21 protein-coding genes are annotated in these 26,999 nt (G+C 64.4%); 13 read left to right on the top strand and 8 right to left on the bottom strand.

Translation table 11 applies throughout. From position 1 onward, the window contains the following. Position 1: 1 nt before the first annotated feature. Together BCF11_RS11910 and pstS are read left to right on the top strand one after the other, a co-directional pair. Positions 2-6,676: an autotransporter-associated beta strand repeat-containing protein gene (locus BCF11_RS11910; protein WP_098494932.1), complete on the top strand. Its 6,675-nt coding sequence runs from the start codon at positions 2-4 to the stop codon at positions 6,674-6,676. 311 nt (positions 6,677-6,987) lie between these two features. Next, positions 6,988-8,031, top strand: coding sequence for a phosphate ABC transporter substrate-binding protein PstS (pstS, locus tag BCF11_RS11905; protein WP_098494931.1), 1,044 nt, complete (start codon positions 6,988-6,990; stop codon positions 8,029-8,031). A gap of 35 nt (positions 8,032-8,066) precedes the next feature. Here the strand turns inward: pstS and BCF11_RS11900 are convergent, their stop codons facing one another. The 5 genes from BCF11_RS11900 to BCF11_RS11880 form a co-directional block, all read right to left on the bottom strand. Next, the gene (locus BCF11_RS11900; RefSeq protein WP_098494930.1) at positions 8,067-8,690 is read right to left on the bottom strand and encodes a LysE family translocator; all 624 of its coding nucleotides are present in this window, start codon (positions 8,688-8,690) and stop codon (positions 8,067-8,069) included. 76 nt (positions 8,691-8,766) lie between these two features. After that, positions 8,767-9,543 (bottom strand): alpha/beta fold hydrolase, encoded by a 777-nt coding sequence (locus BCF11_RS11895; RefSeq protein WP_098494929.1) that lies wholly within the window; start codon positions 9,541-9,543, stop codon positions 8,767-8,769. 198 nt (positions 9,544-9,741) lie between these two features. Beyond that, a complete protein-coding gene (copD, locus tag BCF11_RS11890) occupies positions 9,742-10,623 on the bottom strand; it encodes a copper homeostasis membrane protein CopD (protein WP_158229182.1) in 882 nt (293 codons plus the stop codon). After that, entirely contained in the window at positions 10,620-11,003 is a 384-nt protein-coding gene (gene copC, locus BCF11_RS11885; protein ID WP_098494927.1) for a copper homeostasis periplasmic binding protein CopC, read from the bottom strand. The genes copD and copC overlap by 4 nt, the downstream gene beginning before the upstream one ends. A 164-nt stretch (positions 11,004-11,167) precedes the next feature. Beyond that, a complete protein-coding gene (locus BCF11_RS11880) occupies positions 11,168-12,628 on the bottom strand; it encodes an HD domain-containing phosphohydrolase (RefSeq protein ID WP_233212458.1) in 1,461 nt (486 codons plus the stop codon). 135 nt (positions 12,629-12,763) lie between these two features. On the opposite strand from BCF11_RS11880, the gene BCF11_RS11875 reads away from it, so the two are divergent. Both BCF11_RS11875 and BCF11_RS11870 read left to right on the top strand, forming a co-directional pair. Beyond that, positions 12,764-13,246: a hypothetical protein gene (locus BCF11_RS11875; protein ID WP_098494926.1), complete on the top strand. Its 483-nt coding sequence runs from the start codon at positions 12,764-12,766 to the stop codon at positions 13,244-13,246. Between the two features lie 97 nt (positions 13,247-13,343). Continuing rightward, on the top strand, positions 13,344-13,994 hold the full coding sequence (locus BCF11_RS11870) for a DUF882 domain-containing protein (RefSeq protein WP_098494925.1): 651 nt from the start codon (positions 13,344-13,346) through the stop codon (positions 13,992-13,994). Positions 13,995-14,057: 63 nt separating this feature from the next. Here the strand turns inward: BCF11_RS11870 and BCF11_RS11865 are convergent, their stop codons facing one another. Further along, the gene (locus BCF11_RS11865) at positions 14,058-15,503 is read right to left on the bottom strand and encodes an efflux transporter outer membrane subunit (RefSeq protein WP_098494924.1); all 1,446 of its coding nucleotides are present in this window, start codon (positions 15,501-15,503) and stop codon (positions 14,058-14,060) included. A gap of 205 nt (positions 15,504-15,708) precedes the next feature. Here BCF11_RS11865 and BCF11_RS11860 point away from each other — a divergent pair, with 205 nt between their 5' ends. The 9 genes from BCF11_RS11860 to BCF11_RS11820 all read left to right on the top strand — a co-directional run bounded on the left by BCF11_RS11860 (position 15,709) and on the right by BCF11_RS11820 (position 24,485). Then, on the top strand, positions 15,709-16,806 hold the full coding sequence (locus tag BCF11_RS11860; protein WP_098494923.1) for an HlyD family secretion protein: 1,098 nt from the start codon (positions 15,709-15,711) through the stop codon (positions 16,804-16,806). Positions 16,807-16,811: 5 nt separating this feature from the next. Beyond that, entirely contained in the window at positions 16,812-18,392 is a 1,581-nt protein-coding gene (locus BCF11_RS11855; RefSeq protein ID WP_098494922.1) for a DHA2 family efflux MFS transporter permease subunit, read from the top strand. Positions 18,393-18,466: 74 nt separating this feature from the next. Continuing rightward, complete coding sequence (locus BCF11_RS11850; RefSeq protein ID WP_098497466.1) at positions 18,467-19,168, top strand: SDR family oxidoreductase; 702 nt, start codon at positions 18,467-18,469, stop codon at positions 19,166-19,168. A gap of 83 nt (positions 19,169-19,251) precedes the next feature. Continuing rightward, the gene (locus BCF11_RS11845) at positions 19,252-19,737 is read left to right on the top strand and encodes a helix-turn-helix domain-containing protein (RefSeq protein WP_098494921.1); all 486 of its coding nucleotides are present in this window, start codon (positions 19,252-19,254) and stop codon (positions 19,735-19,737) included. A 60-nt stretch (positions 19,738-19,797) separates the two neighbouring features. After that, the gene (locus tag BCF11_RS11840; protein WP_098494920.1) at positions 19,798-20,523 is read left to right on the top strand and encodes an AraC family transcriptional regulator; all 726 of its coding nucleotides are present in this window, start codon (positions 19,798-19,800) and stop codon (positions 20,521-20,523) included. A 40-nt stretch (positions 20,524-20,563) separates the two neighbouring features. Next, positions 20,564-22,498: an aspartyl protease family protein gene (locus BCF11_RS11835; protein ID WP_098494919.1), complete on the top strand. Its 1,935-nt coding sequence runs from the start codon at positions 20,564-20,566 to the stop codon at positions 22,496-22,498. 89 nt (positions 22,499-22,587) lie between these two features. Further along, complete coding sequence (locus BCF11_RS11830) at positions 22,588-23,019, top strand: GNAT family N-acetyltransferase (protein WP_369827849.1); 432 nt, start codon at positions 22,588-22,590, stop codon at positions 23,017-23,019. Positions 23,020-23,144: 125 nt separating this feature from the next. Continuing rightward, on the top strand, positions 23,145-23,438 hold the full coding sequence (locus tag BCF11_RS11825) for a YciI family protein (protein ID WP_098494917.1): 294 nt from the start codon (positions 23,145-23,147) through the stop codon (positions 23,436-23,438). Positions 23,439-23,519: 81 nt separating this feature from the next. After that, complete coding sequence (locus tag BCF11_RS11820) at positions 23,520-24,485, top strand: Gfo/Idh/MocA family protein (protein ID WP_098494916.1); 966 nt, start codon at positions 23,520-23,522, stop codon at positions 24,483-24,485. Between the two features lie 47 nt (positions 24,486-24,532). Here BCF11_RS11820 and BCF11_RS11815 read toward each other — a convergent pair whose 3' ends face one another. Continuing rightward, positions 24,533-25,732 carry an NAD-dependent formate dehydrogenase gene (locus BCF11_RS11815; RefSeq protein ID WP_098494915.1) on the bottom strand — a complete coding sequence of 400 codons (1,200 nt, stop codon included), beginning with the start codon at positions 25,730-25,732 and terminating at the stop codon, positions 24,533-24,535. 157 nt (positions 25,733-25,889) lie between these two features. Next, positions 25,890-26,801: a LysR family transcriptional regulator gene (locus BCF11_RS11810; protein ID WP_098494914.1), complete on the bottom strand. Its 912-nt coding sequence runs from the start codon at positions 26,799-26,801 to the stop codon at positions 25,890-25,892. Positions 26,802-26,999: the final 198 nt, after the last annotated feature.

Here is a 26,999-nt window from a genome sequence, read left to right as displayed (position 1 = left end):
CATGAGCAAGAGTTATCGAGTGGTGTGGAGCAAATCGCAGGGTGCGCTGGTGGTGGTGTCGGAGCTGGCCAAGTCCAACGGCAAGGGATCTGCCAGCCAGCTGGTATCCAGCGGGCCTGCGCTTGGCGCCGGAGCGCCGCAACGCTCGCGCCTGCCGGCGTTGCTGGGACTCGCCGCCGGCAGCCTGCTGGCCCTGCATGGCTCGGCAGCCTGGGCCACCTGCACGCCGGCCAACCCTGCCAACGGCGCCACGGTCACCTGCAGCGGCGCCGCGAATCTGCTGGCGCCCTCGTTCAGCAGCGCCGCCAATAACCTGACCGTCAATGTAAATAGCGGCGCCAGCTCAGGCGTACTGCTGGGCCTGCTGGGCACCGCGATGAACCTGACCGGCAACAACGTCACCTTGAATAACGGCGGCACCATCGACCCTTCGCTGCTCGGCGTCGGCAGCCTGCTCTCGACCGGCACCGTGATCGGCAACGCCGCCGCCAGCACCGTCAGCGTCAACAACAGCGGCACCATGAAAGGAACCGCCGGCCTGCTTGGCGTCAGCCTGCCAAACCTGAACGGCGTCGCCCTGGCGGTGCAGAACGGCACCGGCGGCGTCAGCAATCTTTCCAACAGCGGCAACATCGGCAGCACTCCTTTGCTAGGGGTCTCGGTGCTGTCGTCGGACGCGCCGGTGGTGGCCGCCTATGGCGGCGGCCAGGTCAATTTCGTCAATACCAGCAGCGGCGCCATCAACGGCCGCGTTGCGTTCGAGGCTTCTGGCACGCCCGGGACCGGCAACACCTTCATCAATGCCGGCGCCATCAACGGCAGCGTCTCGATGGGCGCCAGCAGTACGAATACCTTTACCGCGGTGACCGGTTCAACGGTCAGCGCAGGCGGCAGCCTCGGCCTCAATCTGCTCAGCGTCGTCGGCTTCAATCTCGGCTTCGCGGCGACCGGCACCATCGACGGCGGCGCCGGCGGCAACAACACCTTGCTGCTGCAAAATTCCGCCAGCGGCGCCGGCAGCGGCACTGGCGGCTCAGGCACGATCACCAGCGGCACCTATATCAACTTCCAGCACCTGGGCATGAACAGCGGCAGCTGGACCCTGAGCGGCGCGCAAACCTTCCAGGACGCCACCCTGAACGGCGGCCTGGCCATTTTCGACAACGCCGCATCTTTCGGCGCCGGTGCGATCTCGGCCAACGGCGGCGCCATCCAGGCCAGCGCCGGCGGACTCAATGTCGGCAACAGCATCGGTCTGCAGGCCGGCGGCCTGACCGTCCAGGGAGCCAACGGCCTCACCCTGTCGGGCCTCATCAGCGGCGCCGGCGGACTGACCAAGAACGATGCCGGCATATTGACGCTGAGCGGCGCCAATACCTATAGCGGCAACACCAGCCTGAACGGCGGCGGGTTGGTGCTGGGCAATGCCACGGCGCTCGGCAGCGGCACGCTGGCGGTGGGCGGCTCGGCGACACTGGACAGCAGCACCGGCCTGACTATCGGCAACAGCATTACGCTGGCCAGCGGCGCCAACCTGAGCCTGAGCGGCAGCAATAACCTGGGCTTGGGCGGCGCGATCTCCGGCGCCGGCGGCCTGGTGAAGAACGGCGCCGCGACCACTACCCTGACAGCAGCGAATACTTATACCGGCGGCACCTCGATCAACGCCGGCACGCTGGCCCTGGGCGCAGGCGGCAGCCTGGCAGCTACCGGCGCAGTCAATATCGCGGGCGCCGGCGCCGGTTTCGACATCTCCGCCGGCGGCAACCAGACCATCGGTTCGCTGGCCGGCGTGGCAGGCAGCACGGTGGCCTTGGGCGGCAACACACTGACTTTCGGCGATGCCGGCAACCAGACCTTTGGCGGCGTCATCGGCGGCAGCGGCGGCCTGGTCAAGCAAGGCACGGGCACTGAAACCCTGACCGGCGCCAATACCTTCACCGGCGGCGCGACCATCAATGCCGGCACGCTGGCCCTGGGCGCGGGCGGCAGCCTGGCGGCAACCGCGGCGGTGAATGTCGCCGGCGCCGGCGCCGGTTTTGACATCTCGGCCGCCGGCAATCAAACCATCGGCTCCCTCTCTGGCGTGGCAGGCAGTACGGTAGCGTTGGGCGCAAATACGTTGACCTTCGGCGACGCCGCCAATCATACTTTTGGCGGCGCCGTCGGCGGCAGCGGCGGCCTGGTCAAGCAAGGCACCGGCACTGAAACCCTGAGCGGCGCCAGCACCTTTAGCGGCGGCGCCACCATCAATGCCGGCACCTTGGCCCTGGGCGCAGGCGGCAGCCTGGCGCCGACGGTGGCGCTGAATGTCGCCGGCAGCGGCGCCGGCTTTGACATCTCCGCCGCAGGCAATCAAACCATCGGCTCCCTGGCCGGCGTGGCCGGCAGTAATGTCGCGTTGGGCGCGAACACGCTGACCTTTGGTGACGCGACCAATCAAACCTTTGGCGGCGCCGTCGGCGGCAGCGGCGGACTGGTCAAGCAAGGCGCTGGCACCGAAACCCTGAGCGGCGCCAACACCTTTACCGGCGGCGCCACCATCAATGCCGGCACACTGGCCCTGGGCGCAGGCGGCAGCCTGGCGCCGACCGTGGCGGTGAATGTCGCCGGAGCCGGAGCCGGCTTCAACATCTCCGCCGCAGGCAACCAGACCATCGGTTCGCTGGCCGGCGTGGCCGGTAGCACGGTGGCGCTGGGCGCAAACACATTGACCTTCGGCGACGCGACTAATCAAACCTTTGGCGGCGTGGTTGGCGGCAGCGGCGGCCTGGTCAAGCAAGGCACCGGCACTGAAACCCTGAGCGGCGCCAACACTTTCAGCGGCGGCGCCACCATCAATGCCGGTACCTTGGCTTTAGGCGCGGGCGGCAGCATGGCGCCAACGGTGGCGGTAAATGTCGCCGGCGCCGGCGCGGGATTTAACATCTCTGCCGGCGGCAACCAGACCATCGGTTCGCTGGCCGGCGTGGCAGGCAGCACGGTAGCGCTAGGCGCGAACACGCTGACCTTCGGCGACGCGAGCAATCAAACCTTTGGCGGCGCCGTCGGCGGCAGCGGTGGGCTGGTCAAGCAAGGCGCAGGCACCGAAACCCTGAGCGGCGCCAACACCTTTAGCGGCGGCGCCACCATCAATGCCGGCACCTTGGCCCTGGGCGCAGGCGGCAGCCTGGCAGCCAGCGGCGCGGTGAATATCGCCGGCGTCGGCGCCAGCTTTGACATCTCCGCCGGCGGCAATCAAACCATCGGCTCCCTGGCCGGCGTGGCCGGCAGCACGGTAGCACTAGGCGCGAACACATTGACCTTCGGCGACGCGACTAATCAAACATTTAGCGGCGTGGTTGGCGGCAGCGGCGGCCTGGTCAAGCAAGGCGCTGGCACCGAAACCCTGAGTGGCGCCAACACCTTTACCGGCGGCGCCACCATCAATGCTGGCAAGCTGGTGCTGGGTGCGGGCGGCAGCCTGGCGGCCAGCGGCGCAGTGAATGTTGCCGGCGCAGGCGCTGGTTTTGACATCTCTGCCGCAGGCAACCAGACCATCGGTTCGCTGACCGGCGTGGCCGGCAGCACGGTGGCGCTGGGCGCAAACACACTGACCTTCGGCGACGCGACTAATCAAACCTTCGGCGGCGTGGTCGGCGGCAGCGGTGGGCTGGTCAAGCAAGGCGCAGGCACCGAAACCCTGAGCGGCGCCAACACCTTTAGCGGCGGCGCTACAATCAATGCCGGCACCTTGGCTTTGGGCGCAGGCGGCAGCCTGGCAGCCAGCGGCGCGGTGAATATCGCCGGCCTCGGCGCCAGCTTTGACATCTCCGCCGGCGGCAATCAAACCATCGGCTCCCTGGCCGGCGTGGCCGGCAGCACGGTAGCGCTGGGCGCGAATGCATTGACCTTCGGCGACGCGACTAATCAAACCTTTGGCGGCGTGGTCGGCGGCAGCGGCGGCCTGGTCAAGCAAGGCACGGGAACGGAAACCCTGAGCGGCGCCAATACCTTCACCGGCGGCGCCACCATCAATGCCGGCCAGCTGGTGCTGGGCGCCGGCGGCAGCCTGGCAGCCAGCGGCGCAGTGAATCTTGCTGGCGCCAGAGCCGGCTTTGATATCTCCGCCGCAGGCAACCAGACCATAGGTTCGCTGGCCGGCGTGGCCGGCAGCACGGTGGCGCTGGGCGCGAACACATTGACCTTTGGCGACGCGACTAATCAAACCTTTGGCGGCGTGGTCGGCGGCAGCGGCGGCCTGGTCAAGCAAGGCACGGGCACCGAAACCTTGACCGGCGCCAGCACCTATAGCGGCGGCACGGCCCTCAACGCCGGCGCACTGGTGCTCGGCAACAACAGCGCCATCGGCAGCGGCGCCCTGACTGTCGGCGGCGCAGCGACGCTGGACAATAGCGTGCCGCTTACCTTGAACAATGCCGTAGTGCTAAATGCCGGCCTCACCATCGCCGGCAGCAACGACCTGACCCTGGGCAATGTCGTCTCTGGCAGCGGCAGCCTGACCAAGGATGGCGCCGCCAGCCTGACCCTGGCCAACGCCAACACCTACAGCGGCGGCACCATCCTCAACGGCGGCAGCATCATTGTCGGCAACAATGCGGCGCTGGGCAGCGGCAGCCTGGCGCTGAACGGCGGCTCGCTCAACCTGAACGGCTTCCAGGTGACCGTACCCGGCCTGAACGGCAACGGCAATATCGACCTCGGCAGCGGCGGCCTGACGGTGAACGGCGGCGGCGTCTATGGCGGCGTGATGTCGGACAGCGGCTCGCTGACCAAGGGCGGCAGCGATACCTTGACCCTGACCGGCGCCAACAACTATGGCGGCGGCACCACCATCAACGGCGGCACCCTGCAGATCGGCAATGGCGGCAGCACCGGCAGCCTGAGCGGCAATGTGATCGACAACGGCACCCTGAGCTTCAACCGTTCCGACGACACCACATTCGCCGGCGTCATCAGCGGCAGCGGCGGCGTCGTCAAGCTCGGTGCTGGCGTACTGGGACTGAGCAGCGTCAGCAGCTACAGCGGACCTACCGCGGTAAATAGCGGCACGCTAGCAGTCTCCGGCTCGATCGCCAATTCGACGGTGACCGTCAACAGCGGCGCCACGGTTCAGGGTCCGGGCACGATAGGCGGACTGGTGGTCAACAGCGGCGGCACCGCAGCCATCGCCAGCGTCGGCCAGCCTATCGGCAGCCTGACGGTGGCCGGCAACGCCGCTTTCAATCCGGGATCGACCTACCGGGTGCAGGCGACTGCGCAACAGGCCGACCTGATCAGCGTTGCCGGCAGCGCGAATCTGAGCGGCGGCACGGTGCAGGTTCTTGCCGCCACCGGCGACTACAAGCCGACCAACAACTACACCATCCTGACTGCCACCGGCGGCCTCAGCGGCAACTTTGCCGGCACCACCACCAACCTGGTGTTCCTGACGCCGAGCTTGCGCTACGACGCCAACAATGTGTTCCTGCAGCTGGCGCGCAACCAGGTCCAGTTCCCGCAGGTTGCCAACACGCCGAATCAGTTCAACGCGGCCGGCGCCGTCACCACGCTGGGCGGCGGCAACACGATCTATGACACCATCACCTCGCTCGACCCGGCCTCGGCGCGAGCGGCCTTCGACAGCCTGTCGGGCGAGATCTACGCCAGCGCCAATAGCGTCCTGATGGAAGACAGCCGCTATCTGCGCGATGCGGTGACGGCGCGCGCACGGCAGGGATCGGCGCCCCGTTCCGGCGTGCTGTCGGCGCTGGCTGGCGGCGGCGTGGCTAACTGCATCGCGGATAGCGCCACCCAGCCGAACAGCCAGCTGAATACCCAGGATGCCTGCAAGGACGAGCGCCGCAATGCCCAGGTGGTGTGGGGCCAGCTGTATGGCGCCAAGAGCAAGCTTGACGGCAAGGACGGCAGCGCCGATGTCGACCGCAGCGGCGGCGGCTTCATCATCGGCGCCGACACCCCCTTGAACGATCAATGGCGCGTCGGCGTGGCCGGCGGCATCGGCCACTCGTCGTTCGACACCAGCCGCGCCAACGGCTCGGCCTCGGTCGACAGCTACCACCTGGCGCTGTATGCCGGCGCGCAGTTCGGCGCGGTCGGGGTGCGCATGGGCGGGGCCTATACCCGCAACAAGGTCGACGCCGACCGCAGCATCGTGTTCCCGAGCTTTGCCGACAGCACCAAGGCCAGCTATCACGCCGACACCACCCAGGTGTTCGGCGAGGTCGGCTACGGTATCGCCGCCGGCCAGGTGGCGCTGGAACCGTTCGCCGGCCTGGCTTATGTCAACGTGCATGGCGACAGCTTCAGCGAAAGCGGTGGCCCGGCAGCACTGACCAGCAGCAGCCAAAGCCAGAAGGTGACATTCTCCACACTCGGATTGCGGGCCGGCAGCCGCCTTGGCGCCGCCAGCTCGACCGCGGCGGTATACGGCACGGTCGGCTGGCGCCATGCCTTCGGCGACGTTACGCCTGTCACACGGCTGGCTTTCAGCAGCAATGGCGCGACGGCGTTCAACGTCAGCGGCGTGCCGGTGGCGCGCGACAGCTTGCTGCTGGAGGCCGGAGTCGACGCCGATGTCAGTAAAAGCGTGACGCTGGGCCTGGGCTATTCCGGCCAGTTCGGCAACAAGGCAAGGGACAACGCCATCAAGGCTAACATCCTGTGGCGTTTCTGATCCGCCGCCGATAAGGCGCAGCTGCGACGCCAAGCCGCTACGGGCCGCGGCTCGCAGCGAGGCGGCAGACGCCGAATCGACAGCAGGAACCGCCCGACCGACACGCCCGGCGCCGCCATGGTCCGGGCGTTTTCCTTTCCATCTCGCACCAAGGAGTCCGTCACTCCCTGCCGCGCGAGACTGCACAGTACTGTCCGTTCATGCCGTCGCCGCACTTTTCTGCGAAAATGCCGCTCGGCTTAACTGGACCAGCTGTAAAAAAATACAGAATTTGCTGCAGCTCTTAAAGACACTCACGCGTAAGGTTGTAAATGTTGAAATATTTGTTTGTGCTTTCCTGCGCGCTCGGCCTGAGCGTATCCCATGCCACCGATATCAACGGCGCCGGCTCGACGGCAGCAGCTCCGCTCTACCTCAAATGGGACGCCGCCTACAACAAGAAAACCGGCAACAAGCTGGCCTATGAATTGATCGGCTCCTCCGCCGGCATCAAGAAAATTAAAGAAGGAACAACAGATTTCGGCGCCAGCGACGCACCGATGTCGGTGGCCGATTTAAAGAAATTCAACTTGCTGGATTTCCCCACCGTGATCTCGGGCGTAGTGCCGATCATTAACCTGCCAGGCGTCAAGGACGGCGAGCTGCGCCTGAGCGCGGAGGCGATCACGGGTATCTATCTGGGCAAGATAGATAAATGGAACGACGCCGTCATCGCCAGGGACAATCCGAAACTGACGCTGCCCAGCTTGCACATCGTGCCGCTGGCGCGCGCCGACGGTTCCGGCACCACCTATACCCTGACCGACTATTTCAGCGCCGTCAGTCCGGAATGGAAGCAGCAGTTCGGCCGCAATTTCAGCATCGCATGGCAGGCCGACATCAAGGCCGTGAAGGGCAGCAACGACTTGGTCGCCGCCTTGAAAAAGACGCCGGGCGCGATCGGTTACGCCGAATTTTCCTATGTCATCGAAAACAATCTCAACTATGCCCAGATGAAAAACCGCGACGGCCAATACGTGCGGCCGGACGCCAATTCCTTCAGCAGCGCGCTGGCCAACAGCAACTGGAAAACCACCGGCAACTTTGAAGAAATGCTGACCGACAAGCCGGGCTCAGGCAGCTGGCCGATCACCGGCGCCACCTATGTCTATGTCCCACGTGTCACCAGCAAACCGGAACAGACCAAGGCCGTGATCCAGTTCTTTACCTGGGCCTTCATGGAAGGCGACACGCTTGCCAGCAGCCTGGACTACGTGCGGCTGCCGGACAATGTGCAGGCGCGGGTGGTGCATGAAATGGCTAACGTGGTCGACGCCAAGGGCAAGCAGCTGTCCATGCCGGTGTTCCTGAAATAATCTGGCTGGCCGGCTGCACGCCAGGCCGCGCACGTTCACGATGAACGGTGCGCCGCGATGGCGATCCCGAGGCCGGTCAGGATTGCGCCGCCGGCCCGGTTGATGCGGCGCATGACCGCGGCGCGCCGGATCAGGTGGCGTAGCCGTATCGCGCAGGCCGCATACAGGCTATCGTTGATCAGGCCGATCACAGCCATGGTCGGTATCAGGATCAGCATCTGCGGCACATAGGGCGCATGCTTGTCGATGAACATCGGCAGGAACAGGACAAAAAAACCGATGCCCTTCGGATTGAGCCCGGTCACCACGAAGGCATGGCAAAATGCTTTCAGCGGGCTGACCTGCGCAGCCGACTGCGCGTCAGCCAGGCTTGCGGCATCCTGCCGCCACATGCGGATTCCCAGATAGATGAAGTAAGCGGCGCCGAGCAGCTTGAGGCCGCTGAAAACGACGGTCGAGGCAGTCAGCAGCACGCCCAGGCCGGCCATCGCCAGCGCCATGGCGCTCGCTCCACCCAAGGCGGAACCCAGCACCATGGCTGCCGCGATGCGCGGACCGAAACTGACGGCATGGGTAGCAATTAAAACAACGGTCGGTCCCGGAATCGCAATGACCAGCGCGGAAGCGGCGACGAAAGAAAGCCAGAGCGAAAGCGACATGACGATCCCCAAGGTTTGAACGGGCGGTGCAGCCGATTATAAGGCAATCCGGCGCGCCAGCTGCCTGTCTGAACAGCTATCGGGTGCGGCCGGCAGCCGCCAGGATCAGGTTGGCGATTTCCTCGGGATGCGACACCAGCGACAGGTGGCTGGAATCCAGCTCGACCGTGGTCGCATGCATGCGCTTTGCCAGGAAGCGTTCCAGATCGGGGGAGGTAGTCTGATCCTGCCTGGAAACGGCGTACCAGGATGGCTTTGTATGCCAGGCGGCGACGGTGGTGCGGCCGTTGAACAAGGTAGCAGCGATCGGCTGCTGGGTGGCATACAGCGCCAGCGCCTGTTCGCGCGGCAGGTCGCCGCCGAAGTATTTGAGGTAGGCGTCCTCGGTCAGGCTCACATAGCCGTCGTGGTCCTTGGCGCCGGCGCGCACCGGCATGGTCGGATATTTGGCGGCCAGGGCGCCGAAATCCTCGCCGGCGTCGGGCGCGCGCGCCGCCACGTACACCAGGGCGCTGACCTTCGGATCGTCGCCGGCCTCGCTGATCACGGTGCCGGCCCAGGAATGACCGACCAGCACGGTTGGCCCCTGCTGCAGGGCCAGCGCGCGGCGCGTCGCCGCCACGTCGTCGGCCAGCGAAGTCAGCGGATTCTGCACTGAGGTGACATTGAGGCCGGTAGCCTGCAGCCGCGGAATGACCTTGGCCCAGCTGGAGCCGTCGGCCCAGGCGCCGTGCACCAGCACCACGTTGACGGCAGGAAGCGGCGCCAGCGCTTGCGCCAGCGCCGGCGCGGACGCGAATATCCCCGCAGCCATGCCGAAGGCGATCAGGGTGAGCTTGAGATGGGTTTTCATTGGTTGGCCTTTGCAAGACTGGTCTTTACAGCACACCGGATGATGTCCTGGAATTTTGACGTCGGGCGAAGTCGCGGTTCGACTTCGCTGAACGCAAGTCTAGAACTGCAGCCGGGGCGATCGCGTGACACTCGCATGACAAATTCGTCATCAAGCAGCACCCGTCGCTCGGTCAGGGAAAACCAGATGGCGCCAAATTCAAGCCGGTTCCAGCATGCCGAATACCGACACCAGCGCCAGTATTGCCATGCCGAGGCAGATTTCGATCAGAGTGGAACGCCGGATCGAGGCGATGGCGGCTGGCGCAGCGCTCTTCATGCGCGGCACGAATACATAACGGTTCAGGATTGCCAGCCCCACCATCGCCGCCGTCAGCAGGATTTTCAGCGACAGCAGCAGCTGGTAAGGCGAGGACCAGTCGGTCGGCCAGCGGCCCAGCACCAGCATGGTGTTGATGGCGCCGCTAAGCAGGACGCCGGCGACCGCGACATGGCCGGCGTTGGAGAAGCGCCGCAGGGTAAGGCTGGCATCGCCGCGGGCGACAGGATCGGCCAGCAGCCGCAGACATAGCAGGACAGGCAGCAGCGAGCCGAGCCAGGCGCCGCCGCACAGCAGATGCACGGCATGATTCGCGCCGTGCAGGAAGCCGCGCATGCCCTGGTCCATGGCGGCATGTCCGCTCAGCGCCAGGCTGGCGAGCAGCACGCCGGAGCCGATGACGACGCCGCGCAGCCTGCCGGGCTGCCGCAGCATGCTGAGCGCCAGCAGCAGCAAAGCCGGCAACATGCGGAACAGCCAGGTCTGGCCGATAGCGGTGCGCAGCAGTTTCTGCAGCACGGCCGGATCGACGGCGGCTTGCCAGCTGCCGACGATCTCGCTGGCTTGCAGGGGCAGTCCGGCCAGTGCCGTCAGCAGCGCCAGCAGCGCCGCCACGCGCGTTATCAATGTCAGGCGGCGGTCGGTCTGCACACGCAGCCCGGGCGCCGCGATTTTCCACAGGAAGACACTGCTGCCGAAGACCAGCATCAGCGCCAGATAATGCAGCAGCCGGTTGCCTGCGACTACAGCATCCAGTGTCATCCAGGGCGGACCGTGAAACTGTAGCTGCCCTTGCTCTTGTGGCCGTCGCGCGAGAGCGCATGCCATGTCACCGTATAGACGCCGGGCGCCAGGCGGCTGCCGAGCGGGACTAGCAAGACCATATTGCTGTCCGACGCCAGCGTGGCGGCGCCGGTGGCGATGCTTTTGCCGGCGGCGTCGCTCACAGCCGCGCCGCTGAATGCAAGTTCAAGCGCTTCGGAAAACTCCAGCCTGAGCGAGCTCGGCGCGGTGGCGACGATGGCATCGTGCGCCGGCATTTCGGCCTTCAGGTGGGCGTGCGCAAAAGCGCTCTGCGCCATGGAAAAACTGAGGAGCGCTGCGATGGCAGCGCTCTTGCACGCGGAAGAAATAACTGACATAGACCACATCCTTGAAATAAAACATTGAAGGCGCCCGGCTATCCGCACGCATAGATGATCGCCGAACCAGCCGGAATATCCACGAATGATGCCAGTAATGACGCCAATAAGCGGATATTTACGCTGCCGTGCGTTCGTACTCCCAAATCGAATGTTAACAGACCCTAGAGCAAACCCAGCAGGGAAGCCTTGAGCGTGGCCGCCGCCCGGCTCTTGCATTCCAGCTTGCGGAAAGTGTTTTCCATATGGGTGCGTATGGTCGACGGGCTCACGCCGAGCTTGCGCGCCGCCTCCTTGTTGCTGTCGCCCTGGGCAATGCAGCGCAATACCTCCAGTTCGCGCGGCGACAGGATGCCGCCAGGCGCTTCTATGCTCGCCGCCAGACCCGCGCTCGGCGGCAGCGCGCTGTCCAGCACAGCCAGCACTCTTTGGTCGAAGCGGCCGAGCGCGGTCTGGCGCTGCAGGTGTTCGATGGCGGCGCCGGCGTTCAGCGCCGGACGCCATGGGCGCGGCGCCTGCAAGGCCAGCCAGCTGGCCGCCAGCGGCAGGATCCGGCACTCCAGCGGCGTGCTGGCGGAACGCGCTGCGCGGAAATAACCGGAGCCGTCCAGCCTTTCATAGACGGTGGAGGCAATCTCAGCCTCTTGCGCCAGCGATTTGACCTGGCTTGCCGCGCGCGCGGTCCAGTAGGGGCTCAGCCGCGCCTGTTCCCAGTCAGCCAGCGAGAATGGCGCCGGCCGGTTCCATACGGCATTCGGTATCGCCGCCCGGCCGAGGCCATGCAGCAACCCCGCCCGCCTGACCCTTGCCTGGGCGGCGGGCGTCATCTCCAGGCGTGCCGCCATGGTCGCGGCCAGCTGCGCCACGGCGCGCGAATAGCCGGTCAGCCAGGGCAGCTTGAGATCGATCGCATCGGCCACCAGCGACAGGCTCACTGGCACGGCGTCTGCATCCGCTTGCTCATCGGCGACCGTTTCTTCCTGCGTCTCCAGTTCCCTCAGCCAATCGGCGGCGGCCCGGCATAGCATATCGACCAGACAGCGCGGGTAGCTTGCATTGGCACGTTGCCGCAGCAGATCCAATGCGCCGGCCAAGCCATACTCACGGTTGAAAATCTCCAGGTCGCCGGCGAGCTTCACCAGCAGCACCGGCAACGGTATCGCATCGCCGGCCACGCCGGCGGGGAGGCCGCTGCCGTCCCAGCATTCAAAGATGCCGGCCAGCGCTTCGATCACCATGGGCGCCAGGCCGAGCGTGGCGGCGATCAGCACCGACACTTCGCAATGAATCGCGCTGATCTCGGCGATCCGGCGCTCGACCAGGTTGGGCGAAACCAGCAATTTGATGTCGTCCGGCCGCAAAGCGAGCATGGCGCTGCGGCCGCCGACGTCGTCGCTGATCAAGCGCGCTACTTCGGTGGCGTTGGCGCTGCAGCCGGCCCAGCGCAGCAGGGCGACCTGGCCGGCGCCGCGGCAGAAGGCCTCATCCGCGCCCAATTCCTGCGCCATGCGGCGGCTCAGCCATGCCACCCGTTTCGAATGGTCGACCGGCTGCCCCATGCTGAGGTCGCCCATGAACGCCAACACCTGCAAGGCATCGGCAGTGGCGATTGCGTCGTTGTTCAAATGTACCCCTGTCGCTCAAGCAATTCCGTACTATCCTGTCGCCATGGACGCCGCGCCATCGGATATCTGACCGATGTTCCCGGCACGGCGGGCCGAATATAGTGAAACTTATTCCATCTGCAAAAGGATAACAACATGTTCGGACTCACCACGCTAGGCCTGTTTCATACCGTAATCAGCCTGATTGCCGTCGCCGCCGCCCTGATCGCCTTTTTCAAATACAAAGAAATTTCCTGGAACAACGGACTAGGGAAAATCTACGTCATCGCCACCGTGGTCACCTGCCTGACTGGGTTCGGCATATTCCAGCATGGTGGGTTCGGCAAACCCCATGCGCTAGGAATCATCACCCTGCTGGCCCTGGCCATCGCCGCGCTGGCCGAACAAACCGCGTTGCTTGGACGCCTGGCGCGCTACGTTGCTGTAATCGGCTACTCCGCCACGGTCCTGTTCCATATGATACCGGCCATCACGGAAGCCTCGACCCGATTGCCGCTCGGGCATCCGCTGCTCGCCAATGCGGAAGATCCTGCCCTGAAAACAGCGACAGCGGTATTGCTGGCGCTGTTCCTGATCGGCGCCGCTTTGCAGGTGCGGCGTTTGCGCGCCAGCCGCTAACTTGTTGAATCGGTGGGATCGGCGCCGGCGGCAGGCAGTGCTACTCAAATAGAAGGTGGTGAGATAAAATTCTGCATCCCTTTCTATCTGGACCGCCATGCCGACGCGCCGAAAATTCCTGCAAAAAAGTTTATTCCTGGGCGCCGCCGGGCTGTTTTCCGGCGAACTGGCAATCGCCAAGTCCGCCGCTACCGGCAGCGCCGCGGCCGAGGCGGCCCCGATGGATCCGCCGCCGGACATCTTCGACGCCCAGCTGGTAGACATGGATTTCTGGCTCAAGCCGCGCGTGCTCGAAGTTTCGCGCCCGGCCAGCGGCGAATACGCCAAGCTGCTGTACTGGAAAGACGGTGAAGTGCAGGATTCCGCCTACCAGCAGTTGTGCCATCTGCTGCGCGACGTGCAAGCCAAGAAAACCGAAGCGATCGACCCCAAGCTGCTGGAAACGCTGTGGGGCACACAAGCCTTTATCGCCCGCTACGGCATGCTGCAGCCGCTGGAAATCCTGTCAGGATACCGTACCCCGGCGACCAACCAGGGCCTGATCGAAAGCGGCGTGCCGGCGGCGCGCAAGTCCTTGCATCTGGAAGGACGTGCAGCCGACATCCGCCTGGCGCAGCTCGAGCCTGACGTCCTCGGCGGCCTGATCCGCAGCTTCCGCCAGGGCGGCGTCGGCTTCTACTACCGGCCGGGCAAGCGCGGCGGCTGGATCCATGCCGATACCGGCCTGCAGCGCACCTGGAAGGGCTGATCGCCAAGGGCGGGCAGCTGCTGGCGCAACGCACCCCGGCCTAACGCCCGTCAACCCAGGCGCTTACCAGCCGCCGCCCAGCGCGCGGAAAGTCGCCACCACGGCCCGGCTGCTGCCGGTATGCGCGCGCGCCAGCTGGTCGCGCGCAGCCAGCAGCTGGCGGTCCTGTTCCAGCACTTCTGCCAGGCCGGTGGCGCCGCCCTTGTAGGCTTCTTCCGAAGAATCGCGGGCGCGCACATCGGCCGCCACTTCGCGCAGCACCTCCTGGCGCTCCGCTTCCAGCTCAGTCTGCATCACCAACGCATTCTCTACATCTTCGGTGGCGCGCAGCATTGCTTGCCGGTAGTGCGCGAGCGCTTCGGCGTTAGCGCCTTTGGCGCGCGCCACTTCGGCATCGACCCGGCCAAAATCGAACAAGCGCCAGCGCAGGCCCACCAGCGCCAGCGGCTGGAAGCTGGCGGCCGACGGCGTGGCGCTACTCAAGCTTTCAAACCCCAACAGGGCCGACAAAGAAAATTTCGGATAGTACTCGGCGATGGCGACGCCGATGCGGGCATTCGATGCCGCCAGCCGGCGTTCCGCCGCGATCACGTCGGGCCGGCGCCGCAGCAGCTGCTCCGGCTTGAGGCTTACCGCCAACGGCGGAATGCTAGCCTCCGTCAGCGGCGTGACCAGTTCGGCGGCATAGCTGCCCGGCGGCACGCCCATCAGCACGTCGAGCCGGTTGAGCTGGACCTCGCGCTCGGCCCGTAACGGCGGCAAGGTCGCCTTGACTTGCGCCAGGCGCGCCTCGGCCTGCGCCTGTTCGCGCTCGGTCGCCATGCCTTCCTTCAGGCGCAGCAAGACCAGCTCGAGCAAATCGCTGTCGGCCTTGAGTTCGGCTTCCGCCAATGTCATGCGGGTCTGTGCGCCGCGCACGCGGAAATAGGCGTCGGCTGCTTCCGCCGCGATTGTTACCCGCACTCCCATGTGATCTGCTTCCGCTGCCTGCGCCTCGGCGCTGTCGGCTTCCTGGCCGCGATGCAAGCCGCCGGCCAGGTCGGCCTCCCAGCTGGCTCCCACTCCCCCGCTATATAGGGTGGCGTCGCGCTGATAACCCGGATGCGGGCTGGCCAGCTTGCCCAATTCGCTTTGCAGGGACTGGCGCTGTTCAGCTATCTGCGCGTTGACGCTGCCGATGGGCAGCAGCGCGGCATTCGACAGGCGGGCGGAGGCACGCGCTTGCTCGACCCGCGCCAAGGCAGCGGCAAGGTCCAGATTCTGCGCCAGCACCCGTTCGATGATGTGCGTCAGGACCGGATCGTTGAAATAGGTCCACCAGACTTCCAGCGCCGGCGTCGGCACCGAAGCAGCGGTTGCCGGCGCCGCATGGCGGAAGGCTGGCGGCATGTCGGCTGCCGGCTTTACATAGTCCGGACCGGCGGCGCAAGCGGCCAGCGCCAGCGAGAAAGCCGTCGCCAGTAACGCGCCCGGCCGGCTTGATATCAATGCAACTGACTTGCTTGCCATCTTGTGCTCCTTCTATCTTTTTAAAAAAGCCTTGCGCAGTTACTTGCATAACGATAGTCACTAGTGTAAAGTGACTTTCATTATGAAAGCAAGTAATTTTTAAAAGTAGGAAAAACGCCAGCTGGCAGGCGTTGCAGGACAAAAATCTTTTCAAACTGTCTATGGATGACCTGCAAACGGCGTCTATCAATAAGGAGCAGCAGTCATGACGAATGCGATAAGCGAGCAAACAGGCAGTCCCGCGGCACCGGTAAAACAGCGCAAGCTGAGCGGCAGGACACGGTTGATCACTTGCGTTGCGCTGGTCGCCGGCCTCGGCGCGGCGGCCTATGGCTGGCACTGGTGGAACCATGGCCGCTTCATGGAAGGCACCGACGACGCTTATGTCGGCGGCGACATCACCGTGATCAGCCCCAAGGTGGCCGGCTATATCGTCTCGGCCGCCGTCAGCGACAACCAGGCGGTGCATGCCGGCGACTTGCTGGTCAAGCTGGACGACCGCGACTACCGCGCGGCGCTGGAAAAGGCGGAAGCCGCGGTAGCAGCGCAACAAGCGCTGCTAGCCAACCTGGATGCGACGCGCAACCTGCAGCAAGCGGTGATTGCGCAAACCCGCGCCGGCGTAGCGGCCAGCGGCGCCGAAACTTCGCGTTCGCGCAACGACCAGCAGCGCTACCAGAACCTGTCGGCCAAGGCTGCGGTCTCGCTGCAGAGCGCACAGCGCGCCGACGCCGACTACCAGCAGGCCTTGGCCAACGGCCATAAAGCGCAAGCGGTGCAGGTGGCGGCCGAGCGCGAACTGGATGTCATCGCCAGCCGCCGCCAGCAGGCGCTGGCGGCGCTGGCGCAAGCAACTGCCGAGCGCAACATCGCCAAACTCAATCTCGGCTATACCGAATTGCGCGCGCCTATCGACGGCGTCATCGGCAACCGCTACGCGCGTACCGGCTCTTACGCCGCAGTGGGCACTCACATGATGTCCATCGTGCCGGCCCGCGGCCTGTGGGTGGACGCCAATTTCAAGGAAAGCCAGCTGGCCCGTTTACGCCCCGGCCTGCCGGCTACCATCGAGGCCGATGTGTTGCCAGGCCGGCGCTTGCACGGCCATGTCGCCAGCATGGCGCCGGCTACCGGCGCACAGTTCAGCGTGCTGCCGCCGGAAAATGCGACCGGCAACTTTACCAAGATCGTGCAGCGGGTGCCGGTGCGTATCGTGCTGGATGACGCCGACGGCGTGCTAGGCATGCTGCGGCCAGGCTTGTCGGTGCTGGCCGAAGTCGACTCCCGCGCCACCCGCCGGTAGCAATCATGAACGCCATCACCGCACAGCCCCTCCACACGCCGCTACAGCTGACCCTGCCGGCCGACATGAGCATGACAGCCAAGATGTTCGCCTTCGCCAGCATGTGCGTCGGCATGTTCATCGCCTTGATCGATATCCAGATCGTCTCCGCCTCGCTGCGTGAGATCGGCGGCGGCTTGTCGGCCGGTGCCGACGAGGCGGTCTGGGTGCAGACCAGCTACCTGATCGCCGAGATCATCGTGATTCCCCTGTCAGGCTGGCTGTCGCGCGTGATGTCGACGCGCTGGCTGTTCTGCATCTCGGCCGCCGGCTTCACCCTGGCCAGCCTGCTCTGCGCCGTAGCCTGGAATATCCAGAGCATGATCCTGTTCCGCGCCTTGCAGGGTTTCCTCGGCGGTTCCATGATCCCGCTGGTGTTCACTACCGCATTTGCGTTTTTCAGCGGTTCGCAGCGCGTCATCGCCGCCGCCACCATCGGCGCCATCGCCTCGCTGTCGCCGACGCTGGGGCCGTCGGTCGGCGGCTGGATCACCGACAACTATTCCTGGCACTGGCTGTTCTTCATCAATGTCGTACCCGGCCTGTTCGTCACCCTGGCGGTGCCGGCCCTGGTCAAGATCGACCGCCCCGACTGGTCGCTGCTGCGCAATGCCGATTACCTGGGCATGGCGCTGATGGCCCTGTTCCTCGGCTGCCTGGAATACACGCTGGAAGAAGGACCGCGCCTGGACTGGCTGAGCGACCCGGTGATCTTCACGACCGCCTGGATTTCCGCCATCGCCAGCGTGCTGTTCGTCTGGCGCAGCCTCGCTTATGCCCATCCGGTGGTCGACCTGCGTGCGCTCAAGGACCGCAACTTCGCACTCGGCTGCTTCTTTTCCTTCATCACCGGGGTCGGGATTTTCGCCACCATCTACCTGACCCCGGTATTCCTGGGCCGAGTGCAGGGCTATAGTGCGCTGCAGATCGGCAAGGCGGTATTTTCCACCGGCGTGTTCCAGATCCTCTCGATCCCGCTGTACGCCTTCTGCGCCAACCGCATCGACCTGCGCTGGCTGATGATGTTCGGGCTGGCCTGCTTTACGCTGTCGATGTGGCAGTTCTCGCCGATCACGCACGACTGGAGCGGCGCCGAGCTGCTGCTGCCGCAAGCGCTGCGCGGCATCGGCCAGCAGTTCGCGGTGCCGCCCATCGTCACGCTGACGCTGGGCGGGCTGGCGATGGAGCGGCTGCGGCTGGCCTCCGGCCTGTTCAACCTGATGCGCAACCTGGGCGGCGCCATCGGCATCGCGGTCTGCGCCACCATTCTCAACGATCGCACCAACCTGCATTTCTACCGCCTGGCCGAACATCTGACGCGCAGCAACGACGCCACCAATGCCCTGCTGCAAAGCCCGAACGCTCAGCTGCTGGGCGAGGCCGGGGCGCTGCGGCAGCTGTGGAACTTGACTTACCGGGAAGCGCTGACGCTGACTTTCTCCGATACCTTCCTGGCGATCATGGTCTGTTTCATCATCGCCACCGCGATGGTGCCGCTGATGCGCAAGATAGCGCCGCCCAAGGCGCCGTCCGCCGATGCCCACTGATTTCAATGCTCTATTTGCACCAACCGCTATCCATCTTGCTGTTCATTATTTCAACTGACACAAAGGAAACCATCATGAAAATCAAAGACTCCGTCGCTTTCGTCACCGGCGCCAACCGCGGCCTCGGCCTGGCCCTGGTGCATGAACTACTGGCGCGCGGCGCCGCCAAGGTTTATGCCGGCGTGCGCGATCCGGCCAGCATCAAGCTGCCGGGCGTAGTCGCGGTCAAGCTCGACGTCACCAATGCCGAGCAGGTCGCCGCCGCGGCCGCCCAATGCGGCGACACCACGCTGTTGATCAACAATGCCGGCATCGCCAAGGCCTTCAGCTACCTCGATGCGGACGCCGTCGATCAGGCGCGCGCGATTTTCGAAGCCAATTTCTTCGGCATCATGCGCATGAGCCAAGCGTTCACCCCGTTGCTGGCGAAAAACGGCGGCGGCGCCATCGCCAACATCCTGTCGGTGGCCAGCTGGGTCAATTCGCCGGAGCTGTCGCTGTATGCGGCGTCGAAATCGGCGGCCTGGGGTTTCACCAACGGCTTGCGCACGCATCTGCGCGCGCAGGGAACCCAGGTCACGGGCCTGCACGTCGGCTTCATGGATACCGACATGACCCACGGCTTCGACTTCCCCAAGAGCAGCCCGCAGGATGTGGCGGCGCTGACCGTGGCCGGGATTGAGGCCGGACTGGAAGAGATACTGGCGGACGATATCACCCGCGCCGTCAAGCAAGGCCTGAGCAGCGGCATCTACCTGGCGCCGCTGGAGCGATAGGTAGCATCCCGGAAGTCGGCGCGGACGCCGGCCGTAGTTGCTATCATATTGAAAGTATTAAGCACACGGAGAGGAAAGCCATCATGCAACGCAAGAGTTTCAGCAATATGCAATGTCCCATCGCCCGCAGCCTGGAAAGGGTCGGCGAATGGTGGAGCATCCTGATCCTGCGCGACGCCTTCTATGGACTGACCCGCTTCGACGAATTCCAGAAAAGCCTGGAAATCGCCCCCAACATGCTGACCCGGCGCCTGAACGCGCTGGTGGAAGAAGGCTTGCTGGAACGGCATCTTTACTGCGAAAAACCGCCGCGCCATGAATACCTGCTGACCCAGCGCGGCCGCGATTTCCGTCCGGTGCTGCTGGCCCTGCTGGCCTGGGGCAACAAGCATTTCGCGCCGGAAGGCGAAAGCGTGATGTTGGTCGACGCCGACACCGGCGCCAGGGTCGAGCCGGTGCTGTACGACGGCGCCAGCGGCAAGCCTATCAGCGTGCAGCATGTGATGAGGGCCGGCCCGGCTGCCGGCGAAAGCATCAGGCAACGCGTCGCCCGCAAGACGGTAAAATAAAAAAAACAGCGGATTTGCCGCTTCCAGGATTGCCGCAGCGGCTGCTCGTAGTATATAAAGATGGCAACCAGATTCCATCTTGCGGCGAGGCTGAATGTGAATGCATCCTGTTTTAGTCCGGTTCCCTGTCAATTGCAATACCAGCGCGGCGACCAGCTGATGCCGCGCCATCGGCACGACGCCAGCTACCTGGCGCTGGTCCTCTCCGGCCGCTATGAGGAAGCCGGCGATCGCGGCCGCTTCCTGGTCGGCGCCGGCGACATCGTGGTGCACGGCGCCTTCGAGGCGCACCTGAACCGCTATATTTCCGCCAGCTCCCTGATATTGAATATTCCCTTGCATACCTGGCAGGAACCGGCGGCGCCGCGGATGCAGATCGCCGATCCGGACAGCGCAGCGCGGCTGGCCGAGCGCGACCCGCGCGAAGCGGTCGCATTCGTGCTCGCCAATATGCGCACCGCGTTGCTGCCCATGGCCGACTGGCCAGACCAGCTGGCCGCCGACCTGGCGCAGGATCCGCACCTGCGCCTGCAGAGCTGGGCGCAAGAACGCGGCCTGGCCGACGCCACCGTTTCGCGCGGCTTCCGCAAGGTGTTCGGAATCAGCCCTTCCGCCTATCGCGCCCAGTTGCGCGGACGGCTGGCCTGGCGCCGCATCGTCGCCGGCGAGCAATCCCTGCCCGACATCGCCATCGATTGCGGTTTTGCCGACCAGTCGCACATGACCCGCACGGTATGCGCCGTCACCGGCCGCTCGCCAGGCGCCTGGCGCAACGAGGTCAAATAGATACAAGACAGTTTCTGCGCCGCTGCGACATCATCTGGCCATGAAACCAAAAACTTCTCCGTTGGGACAGGCCCGCCGCCGCCACACCAGCATCAATGCCTTGATGCTGGCGTGCGCCGTGGCTTCAGCGACCTGCACAAGCGCTCTGCAAGCCGCAGAGAATCAGACCGCCCAGCCTGCCGCCTCCGGCGCGCAGCAAACGGCAGACGCCGCCAAGGTGCTGGCCGCCTATCGCAGCGCCGCCGGCGGCGCTGCCTGGCGCGGCAAGGCGACCTTGCAGGCGGTCTACGCCTACAGCGGCAACGACCTCAGCGGCACGGTGACTTCCGTCAGCGACGCCCGCCACGGCTTCTTCATCGACGCCTTCGACACCGATCCGACCAGCGGCGCCAATGGCTACGACGGCCAGCTGCCTTGGATGCGCGACCAATCCGGCGCGGTGACGCCGGAGCAAGGCGGCGACCGCATCCAGCTGGCCGTCAACGAAGCTTATCGGAACGCCAACAAATGGTGGCTGCCGGATCACGGCGGCGCCGCCATCAGCAGCCTTGGCGGCAAGCAGGATGGGGAGCGCAATTACACAGTGCTGAAGATAGTCCCCAAGGGCGGCAAACCGTTCGAGGCATGGTTCGACCAGCAATCGCATCTGCTGGCGCGGATCGTCGAAGTGCAGCTGTTCCTGACCATCACCATCAGCTATGCCGACTATCGCGCGGTCGACGGCGTCATGCTGGCCGGCAGCATCAAGACCGACAGCGGCACCGGCGGCCCGCCCGAGCTGCAGACGCTGACGCAAGCCAGCTTCCTGCCGGCGCGGCCGGCCAGCACGTACTCGCCGCCGTCCTGGTCGCGCAGCAATTTGAGCCTACCCGGCGACAGCACCACGATTCCGTTCGAGCTGCTCAACAACCATGTCTACGCCAAGGTCTTCATCAATGGCAAGGGGCCGTTCCGCTTCATCTTCGACACCGGCGGCCATAATATCCTGACGCCGGCGACCGCGGCGGCGCTAGACCTCCAGCCCAAGGGCGATGCGCAATCCGGCGGCGCCGGCGAAAAGACGGTCAGCACCGGCTATGTCAAGGTCGACAAGATACAGGTCGGCGCCATGACCATGAGCGATACGCCGGCCTTCGTGCTCAATTTCAGTTCGGCGAAAACCGAGGGTTTCGAGGAAGAAGGCATGATCGGCTTTGAAGTGTTCCGCCGCTTCGTCACCACCTTCGACTACGGCGCGCAAACCCTGACACTGACCGATCCCGCCAGCTTCTCGCCGGCCGAAGCAGGCCGGCCGGTGCCGTTCAAGTTTTACGATCACAGCGTACAGGTCATGGGCACGGTCGACGGCGTCCCCGGCCGCTTCAATATCGATACCGGTTCGCGTTCCGAAATCACCCTGACCAAACCCTTTGTCGATAAAAACAAATGGCGCGAAAGCCATCCGCACGGCGCGCTGGCGATCGACGGCTGGGGCGTGGGCGGACCATCGCGCTCGTACGTGGTGCGCGGCAAGGAACTGATTCTGGGCGATGTGCGCCAGGAAAACGTGATCAACAGCTTGGCCTTGCAGGACAAGGGCGCATTTTCCGACACCAACTACGAGGGCAACATCGGCAGCGGCTTCATGAAACGCTTCGTGGTTACCTTCGACTACAGCAATCAGATCATGTATCTGAAACCGCGCGCGGCGCCGGTGGCGGACAGCGCCGTGTTCGACCGTTCCGGCATGTGGATCAACGCCGGCGACCAGGCCTTCGATGTGGTCGACGTCACCCCGGGCGGGCCGGCCGCAGCTGCCGGCCTGCAGGTCGGCGACCGCATCGTCGCCGTCGACGGCGCAGCGGTCGCGTCTGCCGAACTGCCCACCTTCCGCAAGCGCCTGCGCATCGAGCCGGCCGGCAGCACGGTCAAGGTCTCGGTCTTGTCCGGCACGGAAAAGCGCGAACTGCAGATCACCCTGCGCGACCAGCTGTAAATCTGCGCGCCGATAGCGCCGGCAGCGTCACTGCTTCACGCCGGCCACAATCGGCGCTAAAGTGACGCTTTCGCATGTCCGCAAAGGAGCTGGGGATGGAATGGATTTACGAGCAGTCTGCGATCGACTGGAGCGCCTTGTCGCAGCTTTACCGGATCGCGCCGCTGGGCGACAAGGATCCGGCCGATCTGCGGCTGGCCTTCTCCAATAGCCGCTACAAATGCTTTGTCTTTGAACATGGCCAGCTGGTCGGTGTCGGCCGCGCGCTGGCCGACGGCGTCGACTGTTCCTATATCTGCGACGTCGCGGTGCATCCCGATTCCCAGGGAACGGGCCTGGGCAAGGCCATCATCACCCGCCTGCGCGATCTCTCCGCCGGCCACAAGAAGATCATCCTGTACGCGGTTCCCGGCAAGGAAGGCTTCTACAAAAAACTGGGATTCAAGCGCATGAGCACCGCCATGGCGATATTCAGGAACCAGGAAAGTGCGCTCAAGACCGGGCTGTTGAATGAATCGTGAGATGAATCCTGCGCTTGCATCGATTCCACATCAGCGGTTTTGAATGACAAAACCCTGCGCGGCTTTTTCCGGCGCCGAAGTTTTCGCATACTGAAGCCCTCACCACAACTTCCCGCGAGAACCTCATGTACCTGCTCAACATCAGCTATAGCCAGCCGCCCGCCGCCGTCCAGCCGCACATCCCAAGCCACAGCGCCTGGGTCAAACAGCATATCGACGACGGCAGTTTCCTGTTCGCCGGGCCCAAGAGCAGCAGCCTGGGCGGCGTGATACTGGCCAACGCCATGCCCAAGCCGGCCCTGCTGGCGTTGCTGGCCGAAGATTCCTACGTGCAGGCCGACCTAGCCGACTATCAGATCGTCGAGTTCGACTGCAAGATCGCTTCTCAGGAACTGGCAAGCCTGCTGGCGCCAGTGTAACTGTCCACTGGTTGCCGCCGCTGATTTGCGTTATCGTTTCCATTGGTATCGGCTGCAACCAGAACTTACTCCGGGAAACACATGATTCGATGGGCAATAATTGGCAGCGGCGGCATCGCCGAACGTTTCGCCTCTGACTTTCAATACCTACAAGGCGCACAGCTGGCCGGTGTATTTTCACGCCGGCTGGCATCGGCGCAGAATTTTGCGGCGCGCTTTCAGCTGGCGCACAGCTATGCCAGCCTGGATGAATTACTGGCGGCCGGTATCGACGCCGTGTACATCGCCACCCCACACATGGAGCACGCCTCCTACGCGATCGCCTGCCTGCAGGCCGGGTTGGCGGTGCTTTCGGAAAAACCAGCAGCGCCCAATTTACAGCAGCTGGAATCGGTGCTGGCAGTGGCCGAGCGGCAGCAGGTGCTGTTCATGGAAGCGATGAAGCCGGCCTTCTATCCGCTCTACCGGCAGATCAAGGCTCTGCTCGACGATGGCGCGATTGGCGAGGTCAATTTCGTCGACGCCGGTTTCTCTTACCTGTTCCATGACCGCGCGCACAAGGTATTCGACCCGGCCCAGGCCGGTGGCAGCCTGCTGGACGTGGCGATCTATCCTGTCTTCCTGGCCTGCGACCTGCTGGGCGCACCTTCCCAGGTGAAAGCTCTGCTGGACATCGGCGCCAGCGGCGTCGACGAAATGGCAACGCTCAGCTGCCGCCATGCGCGCGGCATGTCCAGCTTGTTTTCCGGCATGCGCAGCGCCAGCGACGGCCGCGCGCTGATCGGCGGCAGCAAGGGACATCTGCTGATCGAAGGCAAATGGTGGAATCCGTCCAGGGCGCTGCTGGTGCGCGAATCCGGCGCCAGCGAGAGACTGTCGGCCGAGTATCTGGGCGATGGCCTGTGCCATGAAGCCCAGCATTTCACCAATCTGCTGCGCGATAAAAAGATACGCAGCGAGATCATGAGCTTTGAACTGTCGCGCGCCATGATCGCGACACTGGACATGGCGCGCGCGGATGCCGGCTTGCGTTTTCCCTTCGAGTAGGAAGGCGTGCCGCCGGCAGCTTTCTCCGATGGGTGGATCAGCTGCCGCTATTGCTTGAAGCGGGCAGCCTCCTCCGAACCCTTGGTGGCATTGCCCGCGCTGTACGAGTGCGCCCCCACCCCAGCCAGTTTGCCATCCTGCACAATCAGATACTCATTGCGGATCGGCCGCCCTTCGAAATAACATTCCAGGATTTCCCGGGTGCCGGCGGCATAGCGCGCCTGCGCTGACAGGCTGGTGCCGGAGATGTGCGGCGTCATGCCGTGATGCGGCATCTTGCGCCAAGGATGGTCGGCCGGCGCCGGCTGCGGGAACCAGACATCGCCGGCATAGCCCGCCAGCTGGCCGCTTTCCAGCGCGGCGGCGATGGCGTCGCGGTCGCACAGCTTGCCGCGTGCGGTGTTGATCAGGTAAGCGCCGCGCTTGAATCCCGCCAGCGTCCTGGCGTTGATCATGTTTTCGGTTTCCGGGTGCAAAGGACAATTCAGGGTCACCACATCGCATACCTTGGTCAGGCTTTCCAGGCTGCCGTGATGTGTCACGTTCAGCTCTTTCTCAACCGACTCCGGCAGGCGGTGCCGGTCCATATAGTGCAGCTTGACGCCGAACGGCTTGAGCAGGCGCAGCACGCGCAGGCCGATGCGGCCGGCAGCGACCGTGCCGACATTCATGCCCTCCAGATCGTAGGAGCGCGCCACGCAATCGGCGATATTCCAGCCTCCCTTGATCACCCAGTTATAGGACTCGATGTAGTTGCGCACCAGCGACAAGGTCATCATCACCACGTGCTCGGCGACGCTGTTGCTGTTGCAATAGGTGACCTCGGCCACGGTGACGCCGCGCTCCATGGCGGCTTGCAGGTCAGTGTGGTCGGAGCCGATGCCGGCGGTGACGATCATCTTCAGCCTGGGCGCCTTGGCGATTCGCTCTGCGGTCATGTAGGCCGGCCAGAACGGCTGCGAAATGATGATTTCGGCGTCATGCAGTTCGCGCTCGAGGACGCTGCCGGCGCCGTCCTTGCTGGACGTGACTACCAACTGATGGCCTTGCGCCTCCAGGTATTTGCGCAAGCCCAGTTCGCCGGAGACACTGCCAAGCAAAGTGCCGGGCTGAAAATCGATCGCTTTCGGCGTCGGCAACGACTGGCCGTCCGGGTAACCATCCAGCTGCGGCAGATCGTCCCGCGCATATTTGCTTGGATAACCGCTTACCGGGTCGTCGTACAGTACACAAACAATCTTGGCCATGATTTTTTCCGTTTCTCTGTGAATTCGCGGCGCACGGTGCGCCGATCCTGGCAGCCGCTCGCTGCCTTGGAACGCAGTATCGAAAATTCACGGGGAGTCGGCTAATCGTTTGATCTGATGGAATGATCAGTTCAAGTTATCAGCGCCGCTCAGCAAATCAGCAATCGAGCAAGGCATCCACCCGCGCCTGCAGGTCGAGACCGCGGAAATTGGCGAGCGCGGCGTTGAGCAGCGGCGTCAAGGGTGTGCGGGCTAGCATGACCAGGCCGATCTCGCGCTGCAGTTCCGGCGTCAGCGGAATCGCGCTCAGTTCCTGGCGCATCTCCAGCAGGGTCAGGACGCTGTGCGGCACGATGCTGTAGAGGCCGGCGCAGCGCACATAGGAGTACAGAGCCATCATCGAATCGGTTTCGACTCGCGGTTGCACCTTCATGCCGGCGGCGGCGAAGGCGGCGTCGATGCCGTGCCGGCATTGCATGTTGCTGGTCAGCAGGCATAGCGGCAAGGCCGCCGCTTCTTCCCACGAGATGGCGCTGCGGCCGGCGAACAGGCTGTCGTCGCGCGCGATCAGCACATAGCGCTCGACGAACATCGGCACGGTGGCGAAATCCCTGAGGCGCTCGTCCTGCAGATAGCTGAGGCCGATATCCAGCTCGAAATTGCTGATCTGGCGCAGGATATCGGCCGCCGCCATGGTGTAGACGGCGTGGCGCATGCGTGGAAACTGCTGCAGGCAGCTCTCGGTCAGCAGCGGCACCAGCGGCAAGGTGGTCGGGATCGCGCCGAAGCGCAGCGTGCCGGCTGGATCGCGCTCGTTGGCGCCGGCTTCCTGGCGCAAGCCTTCGCAATCGGCCAGCACCCGGCGCGCCCAGGCCAGCACCCGCTCGCCATCCGGCGTAAAGCCTTCGAAGCGGCGGCCGCGCTGCACGATCGCCATTCCCAGTTCCTGCTCTATGCTGCGGATGGCGCCGGACAGCGCCGGCTGCGAAACATTGCAGGCCAGCGCGGCGCGGCCGAAATGCTTTTCGCGCTCCAGCGTGACCAGGTAAGTTAATTGGCGGATGAACATGGATTTGACCTGGAATTTCGTTATATACCATTGAATATAATGATATTCGCATAGTCCAGCTCGAAAACCGATGACGGCGGTCAACTATCACGGCAATGACATAGGGATTAGCAGCAGCGCATGAATGCCGTCCCGGCGCACAGGAGTATGATAAAACTCCCCTTTTCCAGGCTCCTGGCCTGGGACCCGATAGACAAA

The sequence above is a fragment of the Collimonas sp. PA-H2 genome (assembly GCF_002564105.1).
In the GTDB taxonomy this organism is placed as follows: domain Bacteria; phylum Pseudomonadota; class Gammaproteobacteria; order Burkholderiales; family Burkholderiaceae_D; genus Collimonas.
Note: the sequence above shows the minus strand (reverse complement) of the source record. Positions and strands in the feature narration are given on the sequence as shown.